Consider the following 18,427-nt stretch of genomic DNA (forward strand, 5'->3'; position numbering starts at 1 on the left):
TCGTGTGACATATCGTGCCAGTCGTCACTCGAGGTGGTATAGTTCCCGATAATGGTAGTGGAAGTGTCATTTGTTAATTCTCACTAGTGGTGTTCGTGTCCACTCATGTCACCTCCTTCGACGACGTGTTGCTGGTCCGGTAAGAACGTGGTTGGCTCCTGCTTGAACGCTTCTTTACACCGCGTCGAACAGAAGTAGAACGTCTCGCCATCGTAGGTCGCAGACGGCCTGTCATCGTCGGTCCGCATTCCACAGACTGGGTCACGGTACGGACCCGGGGCACCGAGTCCACGCCGGTAGACGTACAGCAAGAACCCCGAGAGTGCGAACGCAACCACGTTGAGATAGAACGTGTAGTCGAGTTCGAAGTACGTCTGTTCGGTCGCTGTCTGCCCACCAGCAAGATTGGGAACAATTCCGAGGGTGGCGAACAACTCCTCCATGAGGAAGCCAGTAAACGCCATCGTCACGAAGAACACGGCGAGAATGTACAGCATCACCTTCCAGCCGTAGTATTTCCGATAGACGTTCAACACGGGAATCGTGATGAGGTCGGCATAGACGAATGCGATGACTCCCGCGAAACTAATTCCCCCACCCCAGAGTGCGACTGCGAACGGGACGTTTCCCATGCTGCCGACGAAACTAATGACGGCGATAGCGACGCCCATGATTGCGTTCTCGGCGCTCACGAGTATGCTATCTCCTTGCAGGAAGAGTGCGTTCCACACCCACTGTGGCACGAAGACGATGACGAATCCCGAGATGAGGAACCCGGCGACCACGTCCTTCCAAATCATCGACCACTCCTTGCGGTACTGGTTGCCGAGTTTGTACCACCCGCCCCACGACAGCAGTTCCTCGCGCCAGTTACCGCGACTCGAAACTTCCTGCTGGTACGTTTCCAGACATCCCGCAGAGCAGAATTTCAGAACCTCGCCGCCATCTGTCTGCACTGCGTACTCGTCTTTGCCCAGCATCCCACAGGTTGGGTCTTCGGTGATGCCCTGTTCGCGGTCGTGGAGATTCAACTCCGCCCGAACCTCGTCGAAGAGGTTCTTCGGGAGCGTCACGTGGACGATGAGTGCCATCACGGCGATAAGGATGACGCCACCCAGCAGTTCGGCGACCAGAAACTCCCAGCCGAGGAGGATGAGTATCATCAACCCGAGTTCGACGATGAGGTTCGTCGAAGCGAACATGAACGCGAGAACGTTCACTGCGTGTGCGCCCTTCTTGAACAGCCCCCTCCCGATTGCGACGGCTCCGAAACTACACCCACTGCTCGCAGCGCCAAACAGCGTCGCCTTCGTGAGGCCACCGAGGTCGTCATTTCCCAACACCCGTGCCATTCGCTCTTTCGAGACGTACAGTTGGACGAGGCTCGTGATGACGAGTCCCATAATAATCGCCCACGCGGCCGTCCAGAGGAAGCCGACACCGATTCGTAACGATTCGAGGATTCCATCGACGAGCGCGGCTTGCATACTGAAAGATACGTTACCATCGTCTTTGCCTGCTTCTCTTCGCAATCCAAAGTCTCGAATACAATATTCCTACACATCGAAAGAGAGTGCGGGACCAACTCCCGAACCGTGCAGGAGGTCACTCGAACGAGTCTGGTCGTCGAATCTCGGCCTATCTACTGACTCGTGAACGTAACGTCGTTGTCGATTCTCAGACTCAAGAAATCAACTTCCACCCTATATCCACAGGAAACCAATTTTCAGACAGAGACCATGACTGACAATTCACTTAGTCGCCGCCGAATCCTTCAGTTGACCGGCGGTGCCACCATAGTCGGACTCGCTGGCTGTGTCGGCGTCCCGACTAACACGCAACGAACTCCTCCGCAAACGGGCGTCCACACACCAGCGGACCACCACGACGAGGGGGGAATGACTACCCACCACGACGACCAGATGGGTCACGGCCACCGTGGTGGTGACGACGACGGCGCGACAGATTCCGACGACGACCACACCGAACCAATCGGCCCGCCGACAGACCGCGCCGAAGTTGCGATGCGAACCACCTCGGCGGGATTCCACTTCGAACCCCACGTCGTGCGCGTCAACACGGGTGGGACGGTAACCTTCGTCAACGAAAGCGGAACGCACTCGACGACGGCGTACCATCCGGATAACGGCCAGCCACAACTCGTTCCGGATGGCGCAGCATCGTGGGACAGTGGCATCCTGACCGAACGCGCTGCGACCTTCGAACACACGTTCGATGTCGAGGGTGTGTATCACTACTACTGCATCCCGCACGAAGCCCTTGAGATGATTGCCACCGTCATCGTTGGCTATCCCGACCCGGACGAGCAGGTGGCACTCCGCGAGATTCCCGCAGACAAGTCCGAACCAATCAAGCGGAAACTGGCCGAGTTGAACGAGATGACGAGGAAGGCGCTCGCAGAAGACGACCAATAAGACGATATCGCGTTCGCCCGCCCTCGACTTACTTACTCGACGAGTCGAAGAACGACGAACGTCACCACGAAACCGAACACGGTGAGTCCGATATCTCGAACGGCGTGGAAGACGAGCGTAGCTGTTCTGTGAGGGTGTGAGTTCTGTGGAGGGCGACGACAGCCAGCACTGCCAGCGAGACAGTGGGAGGTACTCGTTCCGTGTCGATGCTGTGGTTACTCGGGGCTCAGTTCGTTGCTCGGCTTTGTTTTCGAAGGAACGTAGACGCCTAACCCACCGAATCGAAGCAAGAATCCGAATAAGTCTGGCGCTCGTATGTTGTGTTATGTGTTGTCATTCGACGCCACACTCGGAGCGCGTCGCGTACTGACATGCAGTGATGACCCATGACTGAACCCCACCACGACCACTCAGATGCGCACGCCTCGCACGACCAGCACGCGCACGCACCCTCCGACGAACACGACCGTGGCGCTGTGGACGCCAGCCCACACGACGACAGTGACCAGCACCACGAACGCACAGGTCACAAAGCCCACACCGACCACACGGGCCACGAACAGATGTTTCGCCGTCGGTTCTGGGTGTCGCTCGTCCTCTCGATTCCGGTCATCTTCTTTAGTGAGTTCATCCAGGGCGTCTTCGGCTACACTGCGCCGGTGTTCCCGGGGAGTTTCCTGATTACGCCCGTCCTCTCTGTCGTCATCTTCGCCTACGGTGGCCTCCCGTTCCTCTCGATGGCCCGCACCGAGTTGCAGAACCGCGAACCGGGGATGATGATGCTCATCTCGCTCGCTATCACTGTCGCGTTCGGCTACTCCATCGCGAGCCTGTTCATTCCGGGGACGACGCCGTTCTTCTGGGAACTCGTCACGCTTATCGACATCATGCTGTTGGGTCACTGGATGGAGATGCGCTCTGTCCGGCAGGCTTCCGGTGCGCTGGACGAGTTGGCGAAACTCATGCCCGACACCGCAGAGCGAGTGACCGAGAGCGGTGACACCGAAGAAGTCTCAGTTTCAGACCTCTCGGAGGGTGATGTCGTCCTCGTTCGACCGGGGGCGAGCGTTCCGGCCGACGGCGAAGTCGTTGTGGGCGACTCCTCAGTGGACGAGTCGATGATTACAGGCGAATCGCGGTCAGTCGAAAAAACACCCGGCGCGGAGGTCATCGCAGGCACGGTCAATCAGGACGGTAGCTTGCGAGTTCGAGTGACGAAAACAGGCGACGAAACCGCACTCGCGGGCATCATGCGCCTCGTCGAAGAAGCACAGCAATCCAAATCCCGAACCCAGTTGTTGGCCGACCGAGCCGCGGGATGGCTGTTCTACGTCGCACTCGCGGTGGCCGGAGTTACGGCCGTCGCGTGGGTTCTCGCGACCGGGTTCAACATCGCGGTCCTCGAGCGCGTCGTCACGGTCCTCGTCATCGCCTGTCCACACGCTCTCGGCCTCGCGGTTCCGCTCGTCGTCGCCATCAACACCTCGACTGCGGCACAGAACGGGATGCTCATCCGCGACCGAATCGCCATGGAAGAAGCCCGAAATCTGGACACGGTGATGTTCGACAAGACGGGGACGCTCACCAAGGGCGAACAGGGCGTCGTCGCGGTCGAAACGACGGGTGACTGGGACGAACAGCGAGCCTTCGAGGTTGCCGCGGGCGTCGAAGGTGACTCCGAACACATGATTGCGCGGGCGATTCGAACCGCCGCCGAAGAACGCGGCATCGAACGCGCGAGCGTCTCTCACTTCGAGAACCTGCGTGGACTCGGCGTCAAAGCGACCGTCGGAAACGAGACAGTCCACCTTGGCGGCCCCAACCTCGTCGAAAAACTCGGCATCGACCGCCCGGCGAACGTCAGGGCATTCGCAGACGACGCGGGAGAAAACGCCCAGACCGTCATCTACCTCATCCGCGAAGAGTCGGAGGTCGGTGCGGCGTTCGCCCTCGCCGACGTCATCCGTGAGGAGAGCAGACAGGCTATCGACGCGCTCCACGCGATGGGTATCGAAGTCGCGATGCTGACCGGCGACTCGGACGACGTTGCGAGGGCCGTCGCCGACGAACTTGGTATCGACCAGTACTTCGCCGAGGTGCTTCCCGAGGAGAAAGACACGAAAGTCGCACGACTCCAGTCCGAAGGCAAGTTGGTTGCGATGGTCGGCGACGGTGTGAACGACGCTCCTGCGCTTGCACGGGCGGATGTCGGTATCGCCATCGGGTCGGGGACGGACGTGGCTATCGAGTCGGGCGATATCATCCTCGTGGACAACAACCCGCTCGACGTGGTTCGACTGATTCGACTCTCGAAGGCTAGCTACCGGAAGATGCAGGAGAACCTCGTCTGGGCGACGGGATACAACGTCTTTGCTCTTCCACTCGCGGCGGGCATTCTCGCCCCCATCGGGATACTGCTCTCTCCTGCGCTTGGTGCGGTGTTCATGTCGCTCTCGACGATTATCGTCGCCATCAACGCGAGACGGCTCAGGGGAGTCGATTTATCGACGAAAAACTGAGCGAAAAACCGATTATTGAATCTGTTTCAATGGTCGTGGTTCGCTCGCCGTCTCGCACTGGAACGTATCGAGTTGGCGTTGCAGGGTGCCAGTCTGTTCGGTTAGGGCATCGAGTTGGCTTCGAATCTCCGAAATCCGGTGTGTTCTGGACTCGGTTCGGTCTGCGAGCGTCTCGCTCTGGTCGGCGACAGCACGCGAGCGCTCGGCGACTCTGATAATCGCATCGACCACCTGTTCGGTCGTTCGAGCCCCATCGTCGGTCGCGGCCGCAACCTCGTTGACCGAGGTATCGACGCCATCGACGGTCTTTGCGAGTTGTGTAAAGGAGTCACCCGCTTCGGTCGTGGTCTCTTTTCCAGTCTGGAGTTGTGCCTTCGTGTGAGCCATCTCTGCTTGAACGCGATTGACGTCCTCGATCGTCTCGCTGACCGTCTCCTCGATTGCGGACGAGTGGCTCTGCGTCTGGTCGGCGAGCGTTTTAACTTCGTCAGCGACGACGGCGAACCCTTCGCTCCCGTTGTCTGCGCGTGCCGCCTCGATGTTGGCGTTCAGTGCCAACGTGTTCGTCTGCTTGGCAATCCCTTCGATGAGATCTGTACTCTGGGAGACGTCGTCCATTCGGGTATCGAGCGATTCGACGAGTTCGGCGAGTTCGCCGACGCTCTCTTCGATAGTTTCGATTGCTTCGATTGCCTCAGTTGCGGTTCCACTGCCGACGGCCGCCGCCTCTGCGGCGGTTCCTGCTTCTTCGGAGACTTGGTCGGCGTTCGCGGCAATCTCTTCGATAGCCGCCGAGAGGCTACTCAGTTCGTCGGTGGTCGATTCGAGATTTCGTGCCTGTTCGCGTACCGCTGTTGCGAACTCCCGAATATCGGTTGCGAGTTGTTGTTGACTCTGCTCGAGTGCTTCGGCATCGTCGTGAACGGAGCGCGTCGTCTGTTCGACGGTCCGTGCGAACTCGCGTAGGTCCACGATGGTCGTCGAGAGTTCCCCTTTCATCTGGACGAACGCATCGCTGATTGCTTCGATAGCTTTGATACCGGACCCCTGCGGCGGGTTCGCGGTGAAATCACCGTTCGAGACTGCGTCCATCGCGGCGGCGAGTTCGTCGGCTTGAACCAGGAGTTGCTCGTTGAGGCGTTCGACTTTGGCCTTCGCTTTTTCGCTGTCTTCGACGTTCACGAGTTGCTTTCTGGTCTCTTCGCGAGAGCGCTCGATAGAGAACCAGTTCGTGACGAGCGCCGTCGAGAGTCCGATAATGAACAGTGCGTGTACGACTGCCCAGCCCATCGGATTGGCAACCGCATCGGGGTGGTTGTACACCACTTCCGGATACGTCATCCCGAAGAGTGCGTGTTCACCGGCGACGTACAGAATCCCGACGATGAACGGAAGCCAGTCTTCGTACACGGCGATGACTCCCACGACCACGAAAAAGTGGAAGTGCGCTTCGATGAATCCTCCCGAGTAGTACACCAGAACGGCAGAAGCCGTCATCAACCCCATCGACGCGATGGCACTCCGCGCCCGCCGAGGTAACCACGGAAGACTTGCGACTAACACGAAGCCAACGACGAGCCCGACACCCGCGACGAGGTGTTCGAACGGAACTGCAGTGAACGTCGCCCCGGTGAGATACGGGTCGGTCCCCGAGAAACTCCCGAGGAGGAACAAGAACGGTGCGTGGGCAGCCAAGAGAAGAACGATATTTCGATGGCGTCGTTTCCACGCTACATCTGGAATAGAATCGCCTTTTGGAATGTATTTGAGTGTGTCCAGAATCTTCCTTTTCAATACCTGCGCTCGCTTTTGACGAATGTTCACTTCTTCTCCAGCTGTTCTCATGGAAGCCACATTCGTGTTACAGGTAAAATCAGTTCTCCCTCACATATCAGATATGATATTACCTAGTTGTGTGGTAAAGGGGTTCAAATACCAACACTGAGGTTCCTCTCCAGATCTATGTCAAAGCCTCGCTAATATTTGTTAATCAATTTTGAAATTAAACGGTGATGCGATTTCTGACTGCTGCGAAGCGACAGTGAAATCCCGAACGAAGCGTGCATCGGCACTCCACTCAACTCACTCACTACCCGTAGCGGACGACTATTCTGTTATCGTCGTTCAGGCCTCCTCGTTTGCCCACCAATTGTGTTTGTATGATACACGATTGGTCCTTGCTCCCACGATTCTCACGTGCAATTCTCAGCACGACAACGATGGCAGCACAACTCCTGAATTGCGACCGTCGTATCGCGTGTTATCGCTCGAATCGAATCGCGTAGTGATACGGCGGGAGTTCGATGGACGTTGTTGACCTCACGTCCACAGCGTCCTGTACGGCTGTGTTCGTCTCTTCGGGCGACATCCGTAACTCGGTTGGCGGGCCTCGTGGTTTTCCGCCGACAGTGGTCGTCTCTCGCGGGTGGTCGTGCCAGTTGACGACGACGAGTTGACCGCCGTCTCGAAGAGTGTCGAACGCTTGCTGGATGAGTTTCGTTTTATCCTCGACACCGTGGAGTGTGTTCGCCAGCAAGACGACGTCAACACGCTCTGTAAGGTGTGCATCAAGTTCTCTCGCATCTCCGTGAAGCGCGACGATATTCTCGATAGCTTGCTGTTCGGCGAGATGTTCGAGTTCGCGGAGTACAGACTCGTCGATATCGAGTGCATAGACTGGGTTTGGCTCGACGATTCGAGCCGCAGGGAGTGCAAAGTAGCCATTCCCGCAGGCGATTTCGGCAACCGTACAGTCGGAGGTCAGGCCCAACTGCCGAAGCGTCTCACCCGGTGTCGGCCACAGTCTTCCCCACCAGTCCCAATCTGGTTGCCTCGTGTTCTGGAAGATGTCCATGCACGGTACTCGAATGCTGGGTTAGATAACCGCTTAGGTCTCGTAATCAGCGATTGCCGACTTTTTTCGTCACTCGGAACTCCTTTGGTGGGTTGAGGATGCCGACGATCGTTCCCATCGAGTGGACGAGCGTGACGATTGGAGCGAGCGGCATCGCCAGTGCCCACGCGAGCGTTTCGCCGCCGTAGTACACCACGCCACGGAGGTACCAATACAGCGTGAGAACGCCCATCCCTATCGAGACGAGTGTGAAAAAGCCAGTTGCGGCGACGCCGATTCCGAGTACCGACAACGGGACGACGACGAGCGTCACGACTGGCGAGAGTGCCCACGCGTAGTTGCGAACACGGGTCAGCAGTTGATACACGAACGGCAACTCGGCAGAGGATTGCAGGTTGCCTGCTGCCCACCGCCGACGCTGTTCGAGAATCTCTTTCAGCGATGGGGGTGCCTCGTTGGCACAGGTTGCGGTCGCGAGTTCGAACGAGAAACTATCGAGTTGCTGGGCGGCCGCCCAGACGAACGCAGTATCTTCGACGAGCGTTTCGCGGTCCCACGTCACCTCTTCTTCGACAGATTGCCGGACGGCGATGCCGCCACCCCACGCGAACAGCGGAATCGACAGTCGAGCGAACGCACGTTGCTCGATTTGGACACCCATCCGGTACACGTCTGCGAGGTAGGAAAAGACCGACCCGGTCCGACGTGGCCGTTCACGGAGTTGAACGACGTCGGCATCTGGGAGTCCGTCGAACGATTCGACGAGGCTGTCTTCGTCGAGATAGAGGACGAACTCGCGGCCACACGCCAAATGCTGCCGTGCCCACTCGATAGCACGTCCCTTTCTAACCGCCGAACACTCGAAGTCGTCGGGAACGGCGTGGACGACGGCACCGTCGATTTCGATGTCACGCTCAGCGATGACGTGAACGTCGTCGAGTTCTGTGGGGAGCGAATCGACAGTCTCCTGTACGACACTGGCGGCATCGACGGTGAGGATTCGAACCTGAATGTCGTCACCACCGTGGACTGGTTTCGGAGAGTCGTATCCCGCTCCGACGACGTACGTGAGGACGACCCAGATGAGTGCGGTTCCGGCGAACAGGGCTGTCGTCCCGACGAGCAGGAGTTCGAATACTGCGAGCCAATCGACGAACCCCGGTGAGAGCCACGGCACGACCGTCGCAACTGCGGTCAACACTGTCACCGCAGCGACGCCAACGAGTGCGATACGTTCGAGTTTCATTCGTCACATCGCTGCGGTTGGTCTCACTTTAGTCGAGAACTTCGTCACCCCGTATTGGGCCGATTTCTGCCCAATTAACGCCGTTTTCCCCGTCTCTTTTCGGGTCAATTTCTTCTTTGACTGACGCGTGGGAGGTTGTCAGCGACGTACTTGCCCACATTTCGAAATCCAACAACCGGGTACAGGGTACAGAGAGCAGGTGTATTCACGAAATTAGCAAAGATGTGCTTATTCTCTGTGCTGTCGTCTAGCACACCATGACCGCGCACCGCCTCCACATCACCGGTGAACTGCTATGACGGCAGAAGCGTCCGCCAGAGAGCAATCCCAAACGGGTGATGTCCCGTGGCGAAACCGTACCGTGCAGGTCGTTCTCGCAAGCACGCTCCTCGCACCGTTGGGTGTGCCACTCGTCGCACCGGCACTTCCACTCGTCCGCGACACCTTCGGATTGACCGATGCGGCGGCCAGTCTACTGGTCAGCGCCTACTTCATCGTCGGCATCGTCGTCTCTCCGTTCGTCGGCATGCTCGCCGACCGGTTTGGCCGAAAACGCATTCTCGTCCCTGCGTTGTTCGTGTTCAGCATCGCCGGACTCAGTAGCTTCTTCGCGCCGAATTATGCAATCCTACTCGGGCTTCGAGCGATTCAGGGGACGGCGGCCGCCGCGCTCTTCGTGACGACAGTGACGCTCATCAGCGACGCGTTCGAGGGCGTCCAGCGCAACGCGGTCCTCGGGGCGAACGTCGCTGTCCTCTCGTTTGGGGCCGCGATATTTCCCGTCCTCGGCGGGGCACTTGCGACCGTCGCGTGGAATACGCCGTTTCTCGCCTACGCATTCGGGTTCCCGGTCGCGCTGTTTGCGTACGTCGCACTCGACGAGACGAAACCCACTCCCGCCGAGCAGACGAGTCGAAATCCAGACGCCACGGACATTCGTGCATACCTCAGCGGGGCGATTTCGGCACTTTCGCTCGGTGTCGCGTCGTTGCTCACGGTCGCATTCCTGACGGAGTTCATCCTCTTCGGAGCACTCGTGACCGTCCTTCCGTTCTTGCTCACTGCGAATTACGGGTTGAGTCCGTTCTACATCGGACTGGTGTTGATGGCCGCAGAGGCGGGGGCCGTCGTCGCAGCGAGTTCCAACGGTCGATTGGCGCGTCTCTTCACCAACGGACGACTGATCACACTCGGATTCGGCTGTTATGCAGTCTCGCTCGCGGGTCTGTACGTCGCTCCATCGACGATATTCGTCGCCCTGTCGGTGGTCGTCTTCGGTGTTGGGCTCGGGCTCAGTATGCCTGCGGTCGATGCCGCGGTCAGTAATCGCGTGACTACCCAGTTCCGCGCAAGCTTGTTCGGACTCCGCAATAGTACGACGTTCCTCGGGCGAGCAACCGGCCCCCTGGTGTTCGCTGCCGCCGCGACTGCTGTGGGATACGAACCGCTGATGGCTGTCGCGGCCGTGTTCGTCGGGGGAGTCGCGGTGGTCGCCGCGTTGACGACGCGAAAACCCGCCCCGATTCCAGAGGCAGAGCCGGGGGTCTAACTCTTCGCGTAACTTGATGATTGATTAGCACAAATAATGGGTGGTGGTTTCAATGACAACTACACAAGCGGTGCTCGAGCACCATCTGACCGCGTTCGGTGGTGGCGATATGGACGAGATACTGGCCGATTACGACGATACGTCGGTTATCATCACACCCGACGAGACGTATCGTGGAATGGACGAAATTCCCAACTTCTTCGAGGGACTCTTCGCCGACTTCGCACAGGAAGGTGCCGAAGCGAGTATCGACCTCCAGAAGGTCGAAGGCGATATCGCCTATATCACGTGGCACGGCGAGACGCCGGACAACGTCTACGAGTTCTGTACGGACACGTTCGTCGTCGAAGACGGGGTTATCACCACACAGACGTTCGCCGGAAAGATAGACGCGAAGTAACGAACAACTGGGACACCACCCAGTCTGACCCGCTATTTTGGAGATACGCTTAGGCACATGGGGACAGAAGGTGCCCAACACACCCGAAATGCGAGGCTTTCACCCATGACGCCGATGGAACTCGACGACGTCCGCGTCGATGCATACATGACGACCGGTGTCGAGACAGTTCACCCCGAGACGTGGGTGACCGATGTCGTCGACCGACTCAAATCAGGGCCGCAGTACGGCGGCCTCCCGGTCGTGGACGAAGGGGAGCATCTCCTCGGCTTCGTCGGCGCTATCGACCTCTTGGAAGTCCACGGAAGCGAGCGCGTAGAATCAGTGATGAGTCGCGACCTCGTCGTCGTCCGCCCGGAGATGACCGTGAAAAATGCGGCCCGCGTCATCTTCCGGACCGGCCACCAGTTCCTCCCGGTCGTGGACGACGAACGAACGCTTCTCGGTCTCTTTTCGAACGGCGACGCCGTCAGGAGTCAAATCGAGCGAACGACGCCCTCGAAGGTCCAGAGTACCCGTGAGATGCTCGAACGAACCCACGGTATCTCCATCAGCGTCAGCGAACGAGAAATCGATGTCCCGTCGTTGATTCCGACGCAACGTGAGGTCTACGGTGACGAACTCGAAGGCCGCAAGTACGAACTCCAAAACGGACTCGCAGAGCCACTCATCGTCATCTCCTACGGGGCAGAGACGTTGCTCGTCGATGGCCACCACCGTGCGCTGGCCGCTCGACAACTCGGTATCGACCGAATGCTCGCTCACGTCCTCACGGTTTCACCGGACGAAGTTGGAGAGTTAGGCCTCCGCAAGATGGCTCGGCTCGGTGGACTCGAGTCGCTGGCAGACGTGGATATCAACGACTACCTTCAGCACCCGCTCATCGAGAAGACCGAACCAATGCAGTAGCCTTCTCAGTGAGACGCCGAGGACGACTGATACTGCGCACAGACTCGCTGGAGTCCGTCTTCGAAGGAAATCTCCGGTTCCCACCCGGTTGCCTCGTACATCTTCGTCGTATCTGCCATCGTATCTTTCACGTAGATGGATTCGGGAATCGGGTTCTCGATGTACTCCGGTTCGATGTCGCTTCCGAGTTCCGCGTTCAGTTTCTCGACGAGCGTGTTCAGGTCGTAGCTCTCACCGGTTCCGAGGTTGTAGATGCCCTGTAGCTGATTCTCGGCGGCGGCGATGAGTCCGCGAACGACGTCATCGACGTGGGTGAAGTCTCTCGTCTGCGTCCCATCACCGTAGATGACGGGCGCATCGCCGCTGGCGATATCGTCTGCGAACTGTGCGATGAGGTTCGCGTACTCTCCTTTGTGGGCCTCTGCACCACCGTACCCCTGGTAGACAGAGAAAAACCGCATCCCGGCCATCGACATGTCGTAGTGGTTGTGGAAGTACTGGGCGTAGCGTTCACGGGCGAGTTTCGACGCTTCGTAGCCAGTGTTTGCAGTCACGTCCATCGTCTCGGGAGATGGTTCGGTTCGGTTGCCGTAGATGGACGACGTCGTCGCGTAGACGACGGTGTCACAGCCGTCGTTTCGTGCCTGTTCGACCGTGTTGACGAACCCTTCGACGTTGACGCGAACGCCTTTCGTCGGGTCATCTTCGTGCATCGCGTAGGAGGACAGTGCAGCGAGGTGGAAGACCACGTCCACGTCGGTCGGAAGGTCGTCGTCGAGGACGCTCGCATCGACGTATTCGACGGCATCGTCGAGATTTTTCGGCGTCCCGAGGTAACCGTTGTCGAGGGCGATTACGTCGTTGTCTTCCGCGAGAGTGTTCGCGAGATTCGAACCGATGAACCCCGTTCCACCGGTCACCAATATTTTCCGGTTATGCATACATTTCATTTCGAGAACTAATTGTATAAATAGCATTTGGCCAAAAATTGATTGGAAAGAGACCAGTCATGATATTGTCGAAGAGATAACTACACGACTCGTGAGAAGCTCGGTCGTTTTTTGACAAAACTGATACTATTGTCTGACGATTGGCCAATGGGTTTAACAATAGCCAAAATAGTTTTGGGCTTTTGAAGAAGTTAATTAGTGTGACCGAGACCAAATCTCTTCTCAGGCTCCTTCTTCGCCGTGACGAGGTCGTCACCCAAATTCGAGATGGCCCGATTGATATTCGCAGTTTGACGGATGCAGTTGCTGTTTCACGCCCGACCGTTCATCGTAGCCTCAAGGAATTACAAGAACACCATCTCGTCGCCGAGACCGCAGATGGGTACGTCGTAACGTCGTACGGTGAACTCCTCTTCGAACGCTACCAGTCGTTTCTCTCGGAGTTCAGTGACATCGAAGCGAACCGGGAGTTACTGATGGGGTTGCAGGACGCCTCTTTGATTTGTGATTCACTACTCGAAGGAGCCACGTACACGAAATCGGTCCCATTTGCGCCTGAGAAGCCGATTTCAGAGGTCGAGTCGTTCGTCCGTGGGGCGACGACTGTCCGTGGCTTTACGCCGTTTATCGTGGAGCGATACGCGATGCTGTTTCACGACCAAGTGACCTCGCGGTCGCTCGATGCAGAGATTCTCACCTCACAACCAGTACTGGACTACACCTCTGTCCAATGGCGAGACCAACTCGACGAGGCGATTGCTGCGGGACTCGACTATCTCGTGGTGGACGACCCCCTCCCCTTCGGACTTCTCATCGCAGAGGAACCGGACGAGGCAGTGTGTGTCATCGTCGACGACAATGGAACCCTTCGGGGAGTCATTCAAAACGATAATCCGGATGCTGTGGCGTGGGGCCGCGACCTGTACGACGAGTACAGAGAGCGTGCGAAGCAACCCGACCTGTGACTCTCTTCGAGTACTGACGTTCACTATCTCTGTTCATAACTGGCGTTTCGAAACCGAGTCTGTCGATTAGCGTCGACTTTGAGCCGATGGTTCGTACGGTTACAGATACGTTGTTCACGGCGTGAAATAGCGTCTATCAACTGGCAATTGATTCAGTGAGCAAACGTATGTTCATGCTAACAGAATTAATGCACGCATTGTTCATCTAATCAGGGATTTTTCTTTAGTAAGTGAATTAATAATAAGGCGTCGTAACAAGATTCCTCAATTGATGGTGATACGATAACCATGCGAGAGAGAACTAGAATCAACAGCCAACGCGCCGGGCGGATTCCTGGTATACCCACTCCAGTCTCTCGACAGACTCGAACATACGGTGTGAGCAACGATGTCTCGCTGGACGTGAGCCAGTGGTGGTGAGAGGATGAGGCGAAACACACTCGAATCAGTACTCTCCGACTACCGACGGCCACTCCTGAGCCTCGCACTCACTGTGATTCTGCTCGGCTCGCTCGCTGCGGCCGCAGTTCCATCGAGTGCTGTCGAGACGACGTTATCCGGGCCGGACGAGGTTGACCGCAACGACCGGATGACGGTCACTGCAACTATCGACCTCGAAGACGGTGAACGCGTCCCAATCGAAGCGTTCCAGTTCACGCTTTCACCGACTGACGCCGACATCGACGAACCGCTCACGGTGACGTTTGCACCGAACGGGACTGTCCTCGAAGTGACGCCCGAAAGAGGCACCATCAATCGTGGCGACATTCGAATCGAACAGTTCACACAGTCGCTCACGATTACGCCGGTTGAAAACAGCGCATCGTACGGTTACGGGTACAGAGCTGGCTACGATGAGCAAGCAGGCGTCACTCGTCAGTACGGCTACGGCTACGGCTACGGATTCGGCTACGGTTACGGCGAACAATCCGAGCTGAAATACGAGATATCGTTCGACGCAACGTCGCTCGACCGCGAATCGTTCAACGGTCAACTGAGCATCGACACCGGTGAGGAAACGTCCTTCAGCTCCGAGGTGTTCCAGTTCGAAGTCGTCCGCCCATCCAACGACGACCGACGTCAGGACGGTGACGACTGGGATGACCGCGGTGAGTGGGACGGCCGTGACGGTGACGACGCAGACGACCGTGATGACGACGACTCGGACGACCGCCACGAAGGCGATTCGAACGACCGTCACGACGATTGGGATGACCGTAACGGAGACGATGACGACGCAGACCGTGGTGGAAACGCCGACCGGAATGGACGCTCTAACGACCGCTCCCCGGGGCCACCGAGCTTCGGGTTCGGTTGGTTAACCAACGCGTCCAACTGGTGGGTGGGTCTGATGGAGGCATTGTTCGCTAGATAATGTCTCAGGATACCGATGAACTCGGCATTCGACAGTTCGCTACGTCCCCGGTCACTGTCGTCCGTCAACACGTCCTTGGCGATGACCTCCTGCAACACGGAAGTATCATCGCCATCGCAACAGTGGCCAGTGGGGCGCTCAACTACGCCTTTCAGGTGTTCATGGGCCGTGCCCTCGGTCCCGAACAGTACGGCGTGTTCGGCGCGTTATTCGCGCTGTTCTACATCGTCAACGTGTTCGGCCGCGGACTTCGGTTCAGCGCGTCTCGGTTCACCGCAGAACTCGTCGGTAACGGCCCCGCACTGGCTTCCTTCCATCGGAAGTTCCTGCGACAGTCGATGCTGTTCAGCATCGGTATCTTCGTTGCACTCGTCGCCGCCGCCCCACTCCTCAGCGACTTCCTCGACGTTTCCACGACGTTGCTTGTGGTCGCTATCGCGGGCACTGCGCCGTTCGGTTTGGCGCTCACCGTGAACTTCGGTACGTTCCAAGGAGTCCAGTGGTTCACCCCACTCGGCGGCTACAAAGTCCTGCTCGCTGGCGTAAAACTCGCAGCGGGTGTTGCGCTCGTCGTCCTCGGCTACGGCGTCTTCGGTGCGTTCGCCGCACTGATACTCGCGTCAGTTGTCGTCTACGGCACGACGACCATCCACCTGCGTCGCCGGTTGCAGGCCCCCCTTCCTTCCGCATCGACGTTCGATTTCAGTCGGGCCTACCGTTACACGCTTCCAGCGATACTCACCGGGTTTTGCCTTACTGTCCCGACGACGGTCGATGTCATCCTCGCAAAACACTTCTTCCCATCCCGACTGGCGGGACTCTACGTCGCCGCCTCGGTGCTTGGGAAGATTCTCGTCTTCCTTCCGATGGGCATCAGCACCGCGCTGTTCCCGAAGGTTTCGACGCAGCAAGCCGACGAGTCAGCGACGAGCGAACTGCTCACCCGAGCGATGTTCTACACTGCTGTTATCGCCGGTCTCGGGACGGCTACCTACTGGGTACTCCCCGAGTTCGTCCTCACGACGTTCTACGGTGCCGCGTACGCTGATGCGGTGCCGTTGCTTCAGTGGTACGGCATCTCGATTCTCGTCTTCGCGCTTGCTAGCGTCATTCTCAACTTCGAACTGGCTCGGTCACGGAACCGGTTCGTCTACGTATTTACCCTTATTTCGGTGGTGGAAATTGCCCTCATGGGACTCTTCCACGCGTCTCCTCTCCAGTTCTTGCACATCCTCCTTCTGGGCAACACTGCGCTCGTTGTCCTCGGAATCATTGAGGTGTACTCATGAGTTTACACACGACACACTCCTCGACTCAGTTTGAAACGCCGTCTGACCACTTTACTCGGTCAGTCGTAATACCGGTCTACGCAGAATCTCCTGCGACCGTCGTCTCGCTCGTCGACGACCTTCACGATGCTGGGTGGCATCAGGTGGTCGTCTGTGCGGACACTCCCGACGAAGCGATGCGAGCGACGCTCGACTCGTTGGAGACCGACTCCGGAACGTCCATCAGCGTGAGCGACGCCCGCCGCGGCAAGGGTGGTGCGCTCATCGACGGCCTCAACGTTGCTTCCGGTGACATCGTCGGCTACGTCGATGCCGACAGGGCCATCCCGGTCGCCGAACTCAACCGTCTCTACGAAGCGGTCGAATCCGGGTCGGCGGCCGTCGCCGTCGGCTCTCGCGACATCGAAGGCGACTGCCGGGCAACACAGACTGCCATCCGGCAGTGTCTTGCCGTTGGTTACCGGTCGCTGGCGCGGCGCGTCACGAACGCCCCTCTCGAAGACTTCCAGTGCGGCGCGAAAGCGTTCCGCTCGGAAGTCTGGGACAGAGTTACCGACCAGATGAGCGAAACCGGGTTCGCCTTCGACACCGAACTCGTCGCTCGCGTCCACCACAACGGCTACGAAGTGGAGGAACTCTCCATCGACTGGGACGACCCCGGCGACAGCAGCGTCTCACCGACGCGTGACGTTCCCGACATGCTCCGGTCGCTCTACCGCATCCGGAAGTCGATTCGCGGACCGTCAGTCCCCCGTTCTTCCGACGGCGACACCCCCAGTGTTGCACTCGTCACGTCACACCCCCCAACTCGCGGCCACCTCGCCGAGTATGGCGAAGAACTCGCCCGGGCCTACGGCCGCCGCGACGACATCGACGTGACCGTCCTCGCACAACGGAGCGATTCGGCACCCCCCGTCGAATTCCGTCGTGGCTACGAGGTTCGGCGCGTCTGGGACCGTGACTCGTTCGACGGTGCCCGCGCCCTCCTCGACGAACTTCTGGCGGGCGACTACGACGCCGTCCAGTTCAACATCCACATGACCTACTTCGGCGACGAGAACGTCCATCGATTCCTCGGTCTCGTCCTTCCGGCGCTTCTCACAAACGTCTACGACATCCCCGTGTTGACGACGATGCACGACCTGATGGAAGTGGTCGAAGAGGACGCCGTGGACGAAGACTTCAGTTTCGTCCAACAGGCCGGTGCCCGCCTTGCGACACAACTCGCTTTCATGGGTGATGCCTCGACTGTCACCTCCGAAGAGTACAAAGAAATCGTGGACCAGCGCTACTACGCTTCGAACGTCCACCACGTCCCTCACGGCACGTTCGCCTACGCTGACGGTGGGTTGCCACACATCCCCGACCAGTTCCGCGTCATGGTGTTCGGCCACCTCAGCCCGACCAAAGACGTCGAGACGGTCGTCGAAGCGTTCGCACAGGTTCGCTCGGCGGTTCCCGATGCCGAACTCGTCATCGCCGGTGGGTCGCATCCGGGCTTTCCGAACCACCGCGAGATGCTCGAAGCGAAGTACGGCGACCGACCGGGTGTCGAGTTCACGGGCTACGTCGAAGACGACGAGATGGACGCCACGTGGCAGAACGCGTCTGTCGTCGTGATGCCGTACAAGACCTGTACCGGCGTCAGCGGCGTCTTCCAACTCGCCAAATCGTATGGGACGGCGGTCGTCAGCGCAGACGTCGAAGGAATGCAAACTTCGACGGTCGAGACCGGCGGTGACGCCGCATTCTACGCAGGCGGCGATGCAGACTCCCTCGCAAACGAACTCCTCGCCCTCGAATCCGACCGCGAGCGCCTCCAGCGACTCGCTCACGAGAACTCCGAAGCGGCCTCGTCCTACACCATCAGCGACACCGCCGCCCGAATGGTCTCGCTTCTCAGAGAGCAGGTGACCGCATGAGTGTCCATGGAATC

14 protein-coding genes are annotated in these 18,427 nt (G+C 58.4%); 9 read left to right on the plus strand and 5 right to left on the minus strand.

What is annotated here, in order from left to right:
• Window positions 1-83: 83 nt before the first annotated feature.
• On the minus strand, window positions 84-1,487 hold the full coding sequence (locus tag ACK509_RS09480; protein ID WP_410766298.1) for a permease: 1,404 nt from the start codon (window positions 1,485-1,487) through the stop codon (window positions 84-86).
• A gap of 252 nt (window positions 1,488-1,739) precedes the next feature.
• Between ACK509_RS09480 and ACK509_RS09485 the strand changes: the two genes are divergently transcribed.
• Complete coding sequence (locus ACK509_RS09485; RefSeq protein WP_410766299.1) at window positions 1,740-2,435, plus strand: plastocyanin/azurin family copper-binding protein; 696 nt, start codon at window positions 1,740-1,742, stop codon at window positions 2,433-2,435.
• Between the two features lie 563 nt (window positions 2,436-2,998).
• On the plus strand, window positions 2,999-4,954 hold the full coding sequence (locus ACK509_RS09490; protein ID WP_410767243.1) for a copper-translocating P-type ATPase: 1,956 nt from the start codon (window positions 2,999-3,001) through the stop codon (window positions 4,952-4,954).
• Between the two features lie 12 nt (window positions 4,955-4,966).
• Here the strand turns inward: ACK509_RS09490 and ACK509_RS09495 are convergent, their stop codons facing one another.
• The 3 genes from ACK509_RS09495 to ACK509_RS09505 form a co-directional block, all read right to left on the minus strand.
• Window positions 4,967-6,799 (minus strand): methyl-accepting chemotaxis protein, encoded by a 1,833-nt coding sequence (locus ACK509_RS09495; RefSeq protein WP_410766300.1) that lies wholly within the window; start codon window positions 6,797-6,799, stop codon window positions 4,967-4,969.
• Window positions 6,800-7,214: 415 nt separating this feature from the next.
• Complete coding sequence (locus ACK509_RS09500) at window positions 7,215-7,808, minus strand: class I SAM-dependent methyltransferase (RefSeq protein WP_410766301.1); 594 nt, start codon at window positions 7,806-7,808, stop codon at window positions 7,215-7,217.
• Between the two features lie 46 nt (window positions 7,809-7,854).
• Window positions 7,855-9,054: a glycosyltransferase family 2 protein gene (locus ACK509_RS09505; protein WP_410766302.1), complete on the minus strand. Its 1,200-nt coding sequence runs from the start codon at window positions 9,052-9,054 to the stop codon at window positions 7,855-7,857.
• Window positions 9,055-9,349: 295 nt separating this feature from the next.
• Here ACK509_RS09505 and ACK509_RS09510 point away from each other — a divergent pair, with 295 nt between their 5' ends.
• The 3 genes from ACK509_RS09510 to ACK509_RS09520 all read left to right on the plus strand — a co-directional run bounded on the left by ACK509_RS09510 (window position 9,350) and on the right by ACK509_RS09520 (window position 11,912).
• Entirely contained in the window at window positions 9,350-10,603 is a 1,254-nt protein-coding gene (locus tag ACK509_RS09510) for an MFS transporter (RefSeq protein WP_410766303.1), read from the plus strand.
• 52 nt (window positions 10,604-10,655) lie between these two features.
• The gene (locus ACK509_RS09515; RefSeq protein WP_410766304.1) at window positions 10,656-11,003 is read left to right on the plus strand and encodes a nuclear transport factor 2 family protein; all 348 of its coding nucleotides are present in this window, start codon (window positions 10,656-10,658) and stop codon (window positions 11,001-11,003) included.
• A gap of 114 nt (window positions 11,004-11,117) precedes the next feature.
• Window positions 11,118-11,912 (plus strand): CBS domain-containing protein, encoded by a 795-nt coding sequence (locus tag ACK509_RS09520; RefSeq protein WP_410767244.1) that lies wholly within the window; start codon window positions 11,118-11,120, stop codon window positions 11,910-11,912.
• 5 nt (window positions 11,913-11,917) lie between these two features.
• Here ACK509_RS09520 and ACK509_RS09525 read toward each other — a convergent pair whose 3' ends face one another.
• Window positions 11,918-12,853: an NAD-dependent epimerase/dehydratase family protein gene (locus tag ACK509_RS09525; RefSeq protein WP_410766305.1), complete on the minus strand. Its 936-nt coding sequence runs from the start codon at window positions 12,851-12,853 to the stop codon at window positions 11,918-11,920.
• Window positions 12,854-13,062: 209 nt separating this feature from the next.
• Here ACK509_RS09525 and ACK509_RS09530 point away from each other — a divergent pair, with 209 nt between their 5' ends.
• From ACK509_RS09530 to ACK509_RS09545, 4 genes are all read left to right on the plus strand, one after another.
• The gene (locus ACK509_RS09530; RefSeq protein WP_410766306.1) at window positions 13,063-13,827 is read left to right on the plus strand and encodes a helix-turn-helix transcriptional regulator; all 765 of its coding nucleotides are present in this window, start codon (window positions 13,063-13,065) and stop codon (window positions 13,825-13,827) included.
• A 424-nt stretch (window positions 13,828-14,251) separates the two neighbouring features.
• Window positions 14,252-15,202, plus strand: coding sequence for a hypothetical protein (locus ACK509_RS09535; RefSeq protein ID WP_410766307.1), 951 nt, complete (start codon window positions 14,252-14,254; stop codon window positions 15,200-15,202).
• The gene (locus ACK509_RS09540) at window positions 15,202-16,491 is read left to right on the plus strand and encodes an oligosaccharide flippase family protein (RefSeq protein WP_410766308.1); all 1,290 of its coding nucleotides are present in this window, start codon (window positions 15,202-15,204) and stop codon (window positions 16,489-16,491) included. Before ACK509_RS09535 ends, ACK509_RS09540 begins: the two co-directional genes overlap by 1 nt.
• Window positions 16,488-18,413: a glycosyltransferase gene (locus tag ACK509_RS09545; RefSeq protein ID WP_410766309.1), complete on the plus strand. Its 1,926-nt coding sequence runs from the start codon at window positions 16,488-16,490 to the stop codon at window positions 18,411-18,413. Before ACK509_RS09540 ends, ACK509_RS09545 begins: the two co-directional genes overlap by 4 nt.
• Window positions 18,414-18,427: the final 14 nt, after the last annotated feature.

It is taken from the genome of Haloferax sp. DFSO60 (genome assembly GCF_046557615.1).
GTDB lineage: Archaea > Halobacteriota > Halobacteria > Halobacteriales > Haloferacaceae > Haloferax.

Excerpts from the sequence above, each read along its gene's own strand:
- ACK509_RS09485 (WP_410766299.1), top strand. The coding sequence starts at position 1,740 with ATGACTGACAATTCACTTAGTCGCCGCCGAATCCTTCAGTTGACCGGC.
- ACK509_RS09525 (WP_410766305.1), bottom strand. The coding sequence starts at position 12,853 with ATGCATAACCGGAAAATATTGGTGACCGGTGGAACGGGGTTCATCGGT.
- ACK509_RS09510 (WP_410766303.1), top strand. The coding sequence starts at position 9,350 with ATGACGGCAGAAGCGTCCGCCAGAGAGCAATCCCAAACGGGTGATGTC.
- ACK509_RS09535 (WP_410766307.1), top strand. The coding sequence starts at position 14,252 with ATGAGGCGAAACACACTCGAATCAGTACTCTCCGACTACCGACGGCCA.
- ACK509_RS09520 (WP_410767244.1), top strand. The coding sequence starts at position 11,118 with ATGGAACTCGACGACGTCCGCGTCGATGCATACATGACGACCGGTGTC.
- ACK509_RS09540 (WP_410766308.1), top strand. The coding sequence starts at position 15,202 with ATGTCTCAGGATACCGATGAACTCGGCATTCGACAGTTCGCTACGTCC.
- ACK509_RS09495 (WP_410766300.1), bottom strand. The coding sequence starts at position 6,799 with ATGAGAACAGCTGGAGAAGAAGTGAACATTCGTCAAAAGCGAGCGCAG.
- ACK509_RS09480 (WP_410766298.1), bottom strand. The coding sequence starts at position 1,487 with ATGCAAGCCGCGCTCGTCGATGGAATCCTCGAATCGTTACGAATCGGT.
- ACK509_RS09505 (WP_410766302.1), bottom strand. The coding sequence starts at position 9,054 with ATGAAACTCGAACGTATCGCACTCGTTGGCGTCGCTGCGGTGACAGTG.
- ACK509_RS09500 (WP_410766301.1), bottom strand. The coding sequence starts at position 7,808 with ATGGACATCTTCCAGAACACGAGGCAACCAGATTGGGACTGGTGGGGA.
- ACK509_RS09545 (WP_410766309.1), top strand. The coding sequence starts at position 16,488 with ATGAGTTTACACACGACACACTCCTCGACTCAGTTTGAAACGCCGTCT.
- ACK509_RS09515 (WP_410766304.1), top strand. The coding sequence starts at position 10,656 with ATGACAACTACACAAGCGGTGCTCGAGCACCATCTGACCGCGTTCGGT.
- ACK509_RS09490 (WP_410767243.1), top strand. The coding sequence starts at position 2,999 with ATGTTTCGCCGTCGGTTCTGGGTGTCGCTCGTCCTCTCGATTCCGGTC.